This window comes from Kitasatospora sp. NPDC056446, from assembly GCF_042796115.1.
Classification (GTDB): domain Bacteria; phylum Actinomycetota; class Actinomycetes; order Streptomycetales; family Streptomycetaceae; genus Kitasatospora.
The window spans coordinates 1-11,246 of record NZ_JBHTRF010000010.1; the positions used below are offsets into that span (position 1 = coordinate 1).

At 73.0% G+C, this 11,246-nt stretch carries 14 protein-coding genes; 11 read left to right on the top strand and 3 right to left on the bottom strand.

Going from position 1 to position 11,246, the window contains the following annotated elements; genetic code table 11:
• Nucleotides 1-126 precede the first annotated feature (126 nt).
• On the bottom strand, nucleotides 127-846 hold the full coding sequence (locus tag ACFQ6N_RS09205) for a hypothetical protein (RefSeq protein WP_380647988.1): 720 nt from the start codon (nucleotides 844-846) through the stop codon (nucleotides 127-129).
• Between the two features lie 361 nt (nucleotides 847-1,207).
• Between ACFQ6N_RS09205 and ACFQ6N_RS09210 the strand changes: the two genes are divergently transcribed.
• The 9 genes from ACFQ6N_RS09210 to ACFQ6N_RS09250 all read left to right on the top strand — a co-directional run bounded on the left by ACFQ6N_RS09210 (nucleotide 1,208) and on the right by ACFQ6N_RS09250 (nucleotide 7,008).
• Entirely contained in the window at nucleotides 1,208-1,858 is a 651-nt protein-coding gene (locus ACFQ6N_RS09210; RefSeq protein WP_380647990.1) for an MOSC domain-containing protein, read from the top strand.
• Nucleotides 1,859-1,961: 103 nt separating this feature from the next.
• A complete protein-coding gene (locus ACFQ6N_RS09215) occupies nucleotides 1,962-2,405 on the top strand; it encodes a nuclear transport factor 2 family protein (RefSeq protein ID WP_380647992.1) in 444 nt (147 codons plus the stop codon).
• 137 nt (nucleotides 2,406-2,542) lie between these two features.
• Entirely contained in the window at nucleotides 2,543-3,607 is a 1,065-nt protein-coding gene (locus ACFQ6N_RS09220; RefSeq protein WP_380647993.1) for a 5-methyltetrahydropteroyltriglutamate--homocysteine methyltransferase, read from the top strand.
• Between the two features lie 134 nt (nucleotides 3,608-3,741).
• Nucleotides 3,742-4,314: an exonuclease domain-containing protein gene (locus ACFQ6N_RS09225; protein WP_380647994.1), complete on the top strand. Its 573-nt coding sequence runs from the start codon at nucleotides 3,742-3,744 to the stop codon at nucleotides 4,312-4,314.
• Nucleotides 4,308-4,463 carry a hypothetical protein gene (locus ACFQ6N_RS09230; RefSeq protein ID WP_380647995.1) on the top strand — a complete coding sequence of 52 codons (156 nt, stop codon included), beginning with the start codon at nucleotides 4,308-4,310 and terminating at the stop codon, nucleotides 4,461-4,463. The genes ACFQ6N_RS09225 and ACFQ6N_RS09230 overlap by 7 nt, the downstream gene beginning before the upstream one ends.
• Nucleotides 4,464-4,628: 165 nt before the next feature.
• A complete protein-coding gene (locus tag ACFQ6N_RS09235) occupies nucleotides 4,629-4,907 on the top strand; it encodes a hypothetical protein (RefSeq protein ID WP_380647996.1) in 279 nt (92 codons plus the stop codon).
• A gap of 100 nt (nucleotides 4,908-5,007) precedes the next feature.
• Nucleotides 5,008-5,580: a DUF4240 domain-containing protein gene (locus ACFQ6N_RS09240; protein WP_380647997.1), complete on the top strand. Its 573-nt coding sequence runs from the start codon at nucleotides 5,008-5,010 to the stop codon at nucleotides 5,578-5,580.
• Nucleotides 5,581-5,858: 278 nt separating this feature from the next.
• Nucleotides 5,859-6,338: a hypothetical protein gene (locus ACFQ6N_RS09245; protein WP_380647998.1), complete on the top strand. Its 480-nt coding sequence runs from the start codon at nucleotides 5,859-5,861 to the stop codon at nucleotides 6,336-6,338.
• A 142-nt stretch (nucleotides 6,339-6,480) separates the two neighbouring features.
• A complete protein-coding gene (locus tag ACFQ6N_RS09250) occupies nucleotides 6,481-7,008 on the top strand; it encodes a hypothetical protein (RefSeq protein WP_380647999.1) in 528 nt (175 codons plus the stop codon).
• A gap of 111 nt (nucleotides 7,009-7,119) precedes the next feature.
• On the opposite strand, the gene ACFQ6N_RS09255 is transcribed toward ACFQ6N_RS09250, so the two are convergent.
• Nucleotides 7,120-8,145, bottom strand: a complete 1,026-nt coding sequence (locus ACFQ6N_RS09255) for a hypothetical protein (RefSeq protein WP_380648000.1) — start codon at nucleotides 8,143-8,145, stop codon at nucleotides 7,120-7,122.
• 120 nt (nucleotides 8,146-8,265) lie between these two features.
• Between ACFQ6N_RS09255 and ACFQ6N_RS09260 the strand changes: the two genes are divergently transcribed.
• Entirely contained in the window at nucleotides 8,266-8,865 is a 600-nt protein-coding gene (locus ACFQ6N_RS09260; RefSeq protein WP_380648001.1) for a TetR/AcrR family transcriptional regulator, read from the top strand.
• A 223-nt stretch (nucleotides 8,866-9,088) separates the two neighbouring features.
• Complete coding sequence (locus tag ACFQ6N_RS09265) at nucleotides 9,089-9,514, top strand: hypothetical protein (RefSeq protein ID WP_380648002.1); 426 nt, start codon at nucleotides 9,089-9,091, stop codon at nucleotides 9,512-9,514.
• A 4-nt stretch (nucleotides 9,515-9,518) separates the two neighbouring features.
• Here the strand turns inward: ACFQ6N_RS09265 and ACFQ6N_RS09270 are convergent, their stop codons facing one another.
• On the bottom strand, nucleotides 9,519-11,057 hold the full coding sequence (locus tag ACFQ6N_RS09270) for an SDR family oxidoreductase (protein ID WP_380648003.1): 1,539 nt from the start codon (nucleotides 11,055-11,057) through the stop codon (nucleotides 9,519-9,521).
• Between the last annotated feature and the right edge of the window lie 189 nt (nucleotides 11,058-11,246).

The following is an 11,246-nucleotide window of genomic DNA, read 5'->3' on the forward strand; positions in this document are numbered from 1 at the left end:
CCCGCTCAGGGTTTTGTGGGGGGGGGGTTCCGGGACTCCCCCGCTGCGGTTTGTCCCCACCCTGTTTGGGGGCATGCGCCCCGGCCGTACCCCCCACTCCGCTCCCCGGTCGGCTGTGCCTGTCGGTCAGGGTGTCGTGCAGAACACCGAGGCGTTGAGGGTGCGGGGTCCTTCTGCCTGGTTCGTGCCCTGGACTGTCCAGCCCGTCGCAGTCGGGGCCGATCCGTTCAACAGGCCGTCGAGGCCGATGGCCCCGCCCCCGCCGGTCGGTACCTGCCCGGCGGGGCACTCCGCGTGGGCCGTTCCCACTGTTCCGGCCTCCAGCTTGGTGCTGCCCACCTTGAGGGTGGGCTGATTGTCGGAACAGATGGCGATCGCACGGACGTACGACAGAGGGGCGTCCGGGCTGTAGTCCGTGTACTTGGCCATTGCGAACCACGACCTGATGCTCGTCCAGTCCGACTCCATGATGAACGTCTTGGGGCCGGCCTGGACCCCACCGCCCACCACGAAGCGGGAGTTGCCGCAGCCGACCTCGGGCGCCGAGTTGAAGTCCCCGGGCTGGATGGAACTGTCCGGTCCGACGCTTTCGGTGATGCTGCTGTCCGTCGTGCAGATCACCCGGGGGTGCACCGTCTGCACCGCGTTGCTGCCGTTGTAGGCCCGCACCTGCCACCTGTTCCGCGCCGGGTCGGGTGCCGATTCCCTGAAGAAGACCGGGGCCAGGGGGTCGCTCTCGACGGCCGCGCCGCCCCCCGTGGGTGTCGTTCCCTGCGGGCAGTATGCCGTCGCCAGCCCCTCCCCGCCGGGGTAGAGGATGATCGGGTGGCCCGGCTCCTGGGTCACGGTGCGGGTCGTCGGCGTCCTGGTCCCGTCCGCCCGGGCGGACGGGACGGAGACGGGAAGTAGTGCGGCAAGAAGCACACTGGTCGCCAGTGCGGTGGCTCGGGAACGCCTCGTTCCGATCATTCCGACCTCCTCGTGGTCCGGTCGGAGGACAGGTGTTCCCCGCTGCACGACCGGGGAGAGTGGTGGTCGCCCGGATGCAGCCGGTCATTCACCCGTACGGAGAGGACGGCTTCGGCGGGGCCGTGCAGTGTGGCGCGACAGGAAGTCGGCCCGGCCGACTTCCCACTCCTCACCTCATCCTCAGGTGTCGCACGGGAAATGCGTCGCCCCGGCCCGCAGTGGCCCGTACGGTCGGGGTGTGAAGCTGCTCTCCGTCAATATCGGCAGGCCCCGGTCCAATCCGTGGAAGGGGCTCGGCCTCACGGGCATCGACAAGCGGCCCGTCACCGGCCCGGTGGCCGTTGTCGCCCCTGGCCGCAAGGGCACCGGCGAGGTCGGCCTCGCGGGCGACCGCGTCTACGACGTGAAGCACCACGGCGGGCCCGACCAGGCCGTCTACGCCTATGCCCGCGAGGACCTCGACCGGTGGGAGGCCGGGCTCGGCCGCCCGCTCGCGAACGGTGTCTTCGGGGAGAACCTCACGACCTCCGGGCTCGACGTCAACGGCGCCCTGGTCGGCGAGCGTTGGCGCGTCGGGCCGGACGTGGTCCTGGAGGTGTCGTGCCCGCGGATCCCCTGCGGGACGTTCCAGGGGTGGCTGGAGCGGGAGGGCTGGATCAAGGAGTTCACCCGGGCCGCGGTGCCGGGCGCCTATCTGCGGGTGGTCGAGCCGGGTGACATCCGGGCCGACGACCCCGTCGAGATCGTGTACCGGCCCGACCACGACGTGACCGTCGCGCTCGCGTTCCGGGCGTTCACGCTCGAACCGGACCTGCTGCCACGGCTGTTGGCCGCCGACGCGCTGCCCGAGGAGGGCAAGGAGGTGGCCCGCAGGCGCACGACCCGGTAGGCGGCCGGTTCAGGACCGGGTCAGGACCGGTTCAATGGGCACCGCGCCACGCCAGGCCACCACACGGCTCGCAGAGCCCGGGCCCAAGACCGAGGAGTCCACCGTGTCCCGTACACCGCAGGAGATCTTCCAGAGCTACGTCCACGCCGGCACCATCTCCCGGAACGCCGACGCCCTCGCCGAGAACTTCACCGAAGACGGCGTCTTCGAGGCGCCGTTGGTGCCCCCCGGTGGCGACTTCCCCAGCAGGCTGGTGGGCCGTGAGCAGATCCGGGACGCGATGGCGGCCTACTACGCGCGGCCGGTGGAGGCCGGGCGTTCGCCGAACTTCGAGAAGTCCGGCTACGTGCTGCACACCACCGCCGATCCCGAGGTGTTCATCGCCGAGATCGACACCGTCTTCGACGGCGACGGCGACGGCGACGGGGACGGCGGTGACGACGTGGCCGTCTCCCTCGTACAGATCTTCCGCATCCGCGACGGGAAGATCGCCCGACTGCGCGACTACTTCGCACCCGGGCTGGTGAGCAGCGACCGTCCGGAGTGACGGGTACGTCCGAGGCCGGGGCCCGGCAGCTGCCGCCGGTCAACTCCCCACGCCCGCGCTACCACGTGGGGGCGGGATCGGCGGCCGGTTCGGCGGGATCCGCCGAGCCGGCCGCTCCCCGCTCCTACGCTGCCGCCGTGACCATTCCTTCCGAACTCATCGGCAGCATCCCGCGCTCCTCCGAACTCCTGGGCGCGATCTCCTCGCACGCCGCCGGCACGATCGACGGCGCCGCTCTCGCGGAGGCCCGGCAGCGGGCCGTCCAGGACACCGTCCGGACGCTGGAGTCGCTGGGCTCCCCGGTCGTCACCGACGGCGACCAGGCCAAGCCGAGCGCTTTCACCTACCCGGTCGCCGGTGCCGGGAACGTGGCCGCCGACGGCGTCGTCATCCCGTACGCCGACGGGCACACCCGGCAGTTGCCCGTCCTGACCGCAGGTCCCTTCCGCTACCGGGCGAACGCCGAGCAGTACCTGCGGGCGGCCCAGAAGGTCGCGACCGTACCGGTGAAGCAGTCGGTCGTCGCGCCGTCGCTGCTCAGCCTGCTCTACCCGCCGGCCGGCCTCTCCGGGTACTCGCGCGAGCAGTTCCTGGACGACGTCGTGAGCGGCGCCGAGGCGGACATCCGGGGCTGCCTCGACGCGGGCGCGCACGTCGTGCAGCTCGACGTCACCGAGGCGCGGCTGGCGGTGAAGCTGGACCCGAGCGGCGGGGTCCTCGCGGACTTCGTCGAGCTCAACAACCGGGTGCTGTCCCGGTTCAGCCCGGCCGAGCGGGCCCGGATCGGCGTCCACACCGACCCCGGGAACGACCAGGGCTCCACCCACAGCCTCGATGTGGACTACGCCGAGCTGCTGCCCTCGTTCTTCCGGCTCCAGGCCGGCAACTTCTACCTCCAGCTGGCGAGCGAGTCCGACCCGGACCGTGTGCTCGCCGTCATCGCCGACCACCTCCCGGCCGAGGCACGGGTCTTCGTCGGGGTGACCGACCCGGTCGACCCCCGGGTGGAGACCCCCGAGGAGGTGCGCGACCGGGTCCTGGGCGCCGCGCGCCACCTGCCGGCCGAGCGGCTGGGCACCTGCGACGACAGCGGCTTCGCGCCGTTCGCCGACGACCGGTCGATCTCCCGCGACTCGGCCTTCGCCAAGATCAGGGCCCGTCTGGAGGGCACGGCGATGGCCGCCGAACAGCTGGGCCTCTGACGGGCCTCCGAGCTGCCGACCGTCCCTGACTCCGCGCGCGGGAAGTCGGCCCGGCCGACTTCCCGCTCCGCCCGGCCGCGTCGGCGCAGGAAATCCAGGTGCCCCGGCCGCCACTCGTCCCTACGCTTCCCGCCATGGACAGCACCGGGGCCGAGCGGCTCCTGAACGTCGTGGATGTCGAGGCCACCTGCTGGGCCCGCGGCCAACCGGCGGGCGAGGTCAGCGAGATCATCGAGATCGGGCTGACCGTCGTCGACCTGGCCACCGCGGAGCGCCTCTCCCGGCACCGGATCCTGGTGCGTCCCGCCCGGTCCACGGTCAGCGAGTTCTGCACGGAGCTGACCGGCCTCACGCAGGACGAGGTGGACGCAGGGGTCGGCTTCGCCGAAGCGTGCCGGCTGCTGGCGGTCGAACACCACGCCGGGTCCCGCCCGTGGGCCAGTTGGGGCGACTACGACCGCAACCAGTTCACCCGGCAGTGCCAGGCCACCGGGACGCCCTACCCCTTCGGCCGGCACCACACCAACGCCAAGGCGGCCTTCACCGAGGCGTACGGCCTGCGCAAACGCCCTGGCATGGCGCGGGCCCTGGAGATCGCCGGGCGGCGGCTCGAAGGCCGTCACCACAGCGGTGAGGACGACGCCTGGAACATCGCCGCCCTCGTCCTCCACCTGACCGAGCGGGGCGTCTGGCCGGATCCGTGCTGACTCAGCCTGGCATCCCTCCACACGCGGAGGCCGGGCGGCAGACCCGGGCCAAGGACGCGCAGATGCCCTTCGCGGACGATGACGGCAAGACGCTCGGCGAGGTCCAGTACGCCTACGACATCGCCCAGAACTGGCCGGCCGCCGAGTAGGCCGGCTGACGCGACTCCTCACTTCCCCTCGCCAAGGGCCGGCACCCGCCCCGCCCTTGGCGAGGCGGCCGGTCACGGCCTCCTCCGCGGACCGGATCAGTTGGGACGGTCCGAGCCGGTGGCGGACCGCGGTCGATACTGTGGTCCTGGACGAGGGGGGACAAGTTGTCGCTGGTGAAGAAGGGTTCGCGTCTGATCACCGTCGACGGTGTGGTGTACCGGTGGCGGGTGATCGGCAGTGTCCGCTGCTGTGTCCCGTGCGGCAACGGCGTGTCGGATTTCGCGGTCCAACGGGTCGGCCGGAGGAGCGCGGTGCTCCTGGCCGGCACGTCGGCGTTCCCGGTCGTGCCGTCCGTCGTCGAGGCGGGAGTCCGCGCGGCGCTCGGTCGGGGATGGCGATCCATGGAGACCGGACCCGCCTTCTCCCTGGGGGAGTTGGTGTAGAGCCGAGGTCACAGCCCCGGTGCTCGGCAGGTGGCCGTGGTCCGGGGGTCCGCGGCCCGTGGGCGGGGACCTGTCGGAGCCGGCTTCTACGATCCCGGGCATGGACATCGACGCATGGTGGGGCATCATCGGGCAGGCGCGGGCGGCGGTCGGGGACCGGGCCGACGACCGGGATTCGCCCGACGACCCGCTGCCCGGAGCGCTGGTCGACGTACTCGCGGTGCTGGAACCGGCCGACATCATCGACTTCTACGTGAAGCACATCGAGGTGACCGACGCCGCGGAGCGGTATCCGCTGATGTGGGCCTCCTTCCTGATCGAGGGCAGCGTCTCGGGCGACGGTTTCATGGACTTCCGCGACGGGCTGGCCCTGCTCGGACGGGAGACGTTCAGCCGTGCGGTGGCCGATCCCGACTCCCTGGCCGATCTGCCGGTGGTCGTCAGGATGAGCCGCGACGAGGGCGGCTGGATCGGTTTCGAGGCGTTGAGCCTCCCGATCACGGACGCCTACCGGAGGGTCCGGGGCGAGACCGACACGCTCAGGGCGGCGGTGGAGGCCGCGATCGACGGTATGACGCGTCCCGAACGCCCGGGTGGTGGTACCTGGGATCCGGAGGACGACGACGCGATGCGGCTCCACCTTCCCCGCCTCGCGGCACTGTTCCTGGACTGACGGGGCGGTTCCGGGGGTGCCGGTTCCCGAGGCGCCGGTTCCCGGGGTGCTCGCCAACTCGCCTTTTCTCGCTCGGAGTTGCGTGGCCGGCGGCGGTTCGTTCGGCCCATGACAGGCCATCCAGGCCATTCGGCGGCCGGTTGTGGACAGGGAGGGGCCCTCCTGGGGGAATCCGGTACTCCGTTCGTGATGGCCTGCCACACTGCCCGACAAGAACGATGTGACATGTCACAGTGCTCTCGGCGTCCGTCGGGAGCGCCGAATGAGGGAGGGACCCCTTGAAACGCTTCTCCGCCGTGCTCGCCGGTACCGCCGCCCTGGCGGCACTGACCGGCGCCCAGGCCGCCACCGCCTACGCCGCCACCGCGGCGACTGCCTCCGCATCTGCCTCCGCGACCGGCTCCGTGGCCGGACCGGTGGGCACCACCGTCTGCGGGAGCCCGGGTGCGCCGAACTACGTCACGACCCGGGCCTGTATCACCGTCAACGGCAACCAGGTGTACGCGTCCGGGCGCGCCACGCCGACCAGCCCGACCTGGCAGGACCAGCAGGTCTCCTTCCGGCTGACCAGTACCGGCATCACCAGCCCGCCGTTCGCCACCGTCACCCCGACCGTCCTGATCCCGGCCGGCGGGGCCGAGGTCGGCGGCATCACGGGCACTGTGCCCTGCGGCACGACGGTGAGCGCCACGTTCAGTGTGGAGCAGCCCGGCTGGTCGCCGTCGACCGCGACCGTGTCGACCGTCGTGAGCTGCTGACGGCGGCGCACGACAACCTGCCCGACCTGGCGTGATCCGTCCGCCTCCTCCTCGGTGACCAGCCGCGATCGGCTCGCGCGGGGGAGGCGGACGGGCCGCCGGGAGGAGGCGGGCCGGGGGCGTGCTCCGCGACGGTGGACGCATGCTGAAGAACATTCCGGTGGGCGACACCGAGCGCCCCGTGCCCCGCTGGGCCCTGCGGCTCGCCAAGGCCCTCCCGTTCATCCTGCTGCCGCACTGCCTGTGGCGGCTGCCGTTCGCGTTCGACTTCCGGATGGGCACCGTCGACCCGGCCGCCGGGCCGTACGTCTGGTGGGCCGGCCCGTACGTCTTCGGGCTGAGCGTGGTCACCGAGGCGCTGACCGTCCTCACCCTGGGGCTGGTCAGCGGCTGGGGCGAGGTCTTCCCGCGCTGGGTGCCGTTCCTGCGCGGACGCCGGGTGCCGCCGCTCGCGGCGGTGGTCCCGGCCGTGCTCGGGGGCCTGGTCCTGGTCGCCCTGTTCGGCGGCATGCCCCTCTCCTGGTTGGGTGTGCTGGAGGAGGTCGGGTACAGCAACGGCTGGTGGGCGGTGCTGGGCCGCGTCTGCACCTCGACGGCGGTCCTCTGGGGTCCCGCCACCCTGGCGCTCGCCTGGGCCTACCACCGCAGGCGGCGCCCGGCCGCTGCCTGACGGGGGCGGGTGCGCGGGTGCCCGCTCCGGTGCCTGCGCGGGAAGTCGGAGCGGCCGACTTCCCGCGTAGCCCGGGCAGCCCGCGCGGCCCGGGCAGCCGGGGCAGCCGCGTCAGTGGGTGCGGTAGTAGTCGGCGACGGTGTGGAAGGCGGGCTTGGGGTCCCAAGGGACGCCGGGGTAGGTGGTGCCGAGGCGGTCCTCGTACGTCCGGACGATGCCGTAGGAGGCGCGGTCGAGGTCGTCGCGCGGGTCGCCGTCCGGGCGGTGGACGTGGTCGTAGAGGGCCAGGGTGAAGACGAAGGTGGCGTCGATGCCGCCGGTGTCGAAGGCCTCCAGCAGTTCGCGCAGGTAGGCGGCCTGCCCGGGTTCGTCGCGCGGGTGGTCGCCGTTCAGGCGGACCGGGCCGTCGGCGGCGTACTCGACGACGTCCAGGCCGAGGGCGCCCCGGTCGCCGGCGCCCCGGTAGGTGGCGGAGCCGAACTCGGTGACGGCGACCGGCTTTCCGTCGCCCCGGGCGGCCAGGTCGCGGACGCCGTCGGCGAACCGGTCGGCGGTCCCGGCGGAGCGGTAGAGGTCCAGGGAGACCAGGTCGAAGGGCGTCCAGTCGACGCGTTCCAGCGGTACGGCGGCGTAGGTGACGCGCCCGCCGAAGCGTTCGCGGACGGCGGCGACCGCTTCGCCCAGGAAGGCGTTGACCCGGCCGCTGACCGCCCCGAGGTGCTCGCGCACCAGCTCGGGCCGGGCGAGCAGGGCGACGCGCTCGTCCGTGGTGTCGCCAGGCAGGAAGCCGGGGTTCATCAGGCTGAGCTCGGCGCCGGCGACGAACACGACCTCGGCCCCGCGCAGGCGCAGCCGCTCCGCGCGTTCGGCGCAGTCGGTGAGCAGGCGCAGCATCCCGTCGGTGGTGAGTTCCAGCGGGTAGGGCGAGAACCAGACCTCCAGGCCGAGGCCGGCGGCTGTTCCGGCGGCGAGTTCGATCCGGTCGGGGTCGCCGCCCATGACGCGGACGGCGGTGCAGTGCAGCTCGTCGCGGATGATCCGCAGCTCGCGTTCGACGACCTCGGGATCGAAGGAGGTCCGGGAGTACGTTCCGTTCTTGACGAAACCGGTGTCATAGCTGATTCCCTTGGTGCGCAAGGTCTGCTGCCTTTCAGGCGATCCGAACTTACGGTACGCCAAGTACCCTAGTTGCCGAGGTTCGGACCTGGCAAGAAGGATGGGGGCAGTACGGGCGGCAGCGGCGGGCGGAGTGTGGGCATGGCCGGGCAGACGCGACGGCGCGGGGCGGCACTGGAGGAGGCGATCCTCGGCGCGGCGGTCGCCGAGCTCACCGAGTCCGGGTACGCCGGGCTGACCATGGACAAGGTCGCCGCCCGCGCCGGCACCAACAAGAACGCCATCTACCGGCGCTGGCCCAACCGGCTGGCGCTCGGCCTCGCCGGCTACAAGCAGCTCGCCAAGACCGCCCCGCTCCCCGACACCGGCGAACTGCGCGGCGACGTCCTGGAGTTGCTGCGCCAGGCGAACCGGCACTGGAGCTCCCCGCTCGGTGCGATCCTGCGCGAGCTGCTGGCCGCGGCCGGTGGTGCGACCGAGTTCCTGGCGCAGTTGCAGGACCAGTCCGGCGACGCCGCGGCCGCGCCCTGGCTCACCGTCCTGGGGCGCGCCGTCGCCCGGGGCGAGGCGGTCCCCGAGGTGCTGCACCCCAGGGCCGCGACGGTGGCGGTGGTGCTGCTGCGCAACGAGTTCGTGGCGCGCGGGGTGCCGACCGCGCCGGACGACGTCCTGGTGGAGATCGTGGACGAGGTCTACCTGCCGCTGGTGCGCGGGCGGGGTCTGGCGGCCTCCGCGGGCTGAGGGGCCGCTGCCGCCCCCGTCGGCCGGGTCGGCCGCGCCGAGGACGTCGCCCGGGCGATCCACCTGGTCGCCGCCAACACCTTCGTCACGGGTGTGGTGTTCGACTGCACCGGCGGGGCCAACCTGCCCACCGGGCGCTGATCCCGCCGTACGGCCCGGCCCGGGGGCGGCGGAACCGCCCCCGGGCCGGGCCGTTGTCAGTGCCGGTGCTTATGGTTCGCCCATGAACGTTCCCGACCTGATCCCGATCCGGCACGAGCCGTTCGGGCGCACCCGAACCATCGGCCGCCGGCGGGGCGGCTGCTTCCTCGCCTCCGCCACGGGCGTGGCCGGCCGGCCCGAGTGCTACGCCGTGCTGCACCGGTTCGACGAGGCCGGGCAGCACCTCGACTCCCGGATCGAGTCCGCCGCCGGGATAGCCGAGGCCCGCCGGGTGCTGGCCGGGTGGCTCGACGCCCTGCCCGGCCGGGAGTACGGGGACGTCGCGGTCGCGCCGTTCGAGGTCCGGGTCGACGGGGTGCTGTTCGGGCTGGTCGTGGAGGAGGACGACGAGGTGGAGGAGGACGAGGAGGACTACCGCTTCACCGCCGAGCTCTACCCCGACCAGCTGGGCTTCCACGCCCCCTGGGACGGCTGCTACGACACCTGATCCGTCACCACTCCGCCACCCGGTAGTCCTTCAGGAACACCCCCGACACCGGGTGCCCCGCCTCGCCCCGGACGATCGGGTCGTAGACGCGGGCCGCGCCGTCCACGATGTCCAGCGGCGTGCGGAAGCCCTGCTCGGCCAGGCGGGTCTTCTTGGGCGCCGGGTTCTCGTCGGTGATCCAGCCGGTGTCGACGGCGCACATGTGCACGCCCCGGGGGGCGAGTTCGGCGGCGCTGGTGCGGGTGAGCATGTTGAGCGCGGCCTTCGCCATGTTGGTGTGCGGGTGCCGGGCGGTCTTGTTGCGGACGGCGAACCGGCCCTCCACCGCCGTGACGTTGACGATGTAGCGGGCGGGGTGCGGGGAGGCGAGCAGCAGCGGCAGCAGCCGGTCGCAGAGCAGAGTCGGGGCCAGGGCGTTGACCAGTTGGGTCTCCAGGAGTTCCGCCGGGTCCAGCGAACCGAGCCGGGCGGACCAGGAGTTGGCGGGCGCGGAGTCGGGCAGCAGTCCGGCCTCGTCCGTCAGGTCGAGCAGCGAGCCGACCCCGGACAGCGAGCCGACCCCGGACGGGAGTCGCGGCAGCCCGGAGAGCGGCCCGGTGGGCGGCCCGGTGAGCCCACCGGACGGCGGCCCGGCGAGCGGCCGGAAGCCCGGGGCGTGGCTGATCGCCCGGCGGTCGGCTGCGGGCAGTGCGTCCTGCTCGGCGGCGGCCAGCAGGGCGTACGACTCCGGTGGCCGGCGCAGGGTCTGGGCCGCGTTGTTGACGAGGATGTCGAGCGGGCGCCCGTCGGCGCGCAGCCGGTCGGTCAGGCCGATGACCTGGCGCGGGTCGCGGAGGTCGATGCCGACGACGGTGAGCCGGTCCCACCACCCCTCGCTGCCCTCGGCGGCCCGGAACCGGCGCACGGTGTCCTGCGGGAAGCGGCTGGTGACGACCAGCTCGGCGCCGTCGCGCAACATCATCAGGGCGAGCCGGAAACCGATCTTCACCCGCCCGCCGGTGAGCAGGGCGCGGCGTCCGCGCAGGTCGGTGGACAGGTCCCGGCGGGTGGTGTTGTCGGCCGAGCAGCCCGGGCAGAGCATGTGGTAGAAGCCGTCGACCCGGCGGTAGGACTGTTTGCAGACATAGCACTTGCGCGGTATCCGCAGCTCGCCGACCGGCCCGTTCGCGGGAGCGAGCGGCGCGTCCTCGCGGCGCTGTCGGTCGCCGGTCGCGGTGGCGGCGAGCAGTTCGGCGTCGGCGTCGCGGAGGGCCTGCCGGGCCTCCTGGCGGCGGCGCTTGCGGCTCTCCATCACGAAGGAGCTGAGCTGCCGTTCGGCGTGCAGCCGGGTGCGGTCGTGCGCGGGGAGCGCTCGCAGGCGGCCGAGGGTGCGGCTGAACGCGGCGAGTTCCTCGGGGCCGGGCGCGTCGTGGCGGGGTGCGTCGTGGCGGGGCGCGTCGGGGGCGGGGCTGCCGGCGGCGGGGCCTTCGGCACACGCGGCGCCGCCCGCCGGTGCCGCCGTGGTGATGGTGATCAGCTGGTGGTGGTCGTCCCGGACCGTCATGTCCGCCCCTTCGTGCCGTACACGTGGGACGGACAGTAGCCGACGGTCCGGGACGATGAGATGCCAATTTCCGCCGGTCACTCGGCCGCAAGGGCGGACGGGCGGCACACGCGGGTCCGAGCCGGACGCCGGACCGCCGGACCGCCGGAACGCCGAAGTGCCGGCGGCCCTCAGGACCACCGGCACCCC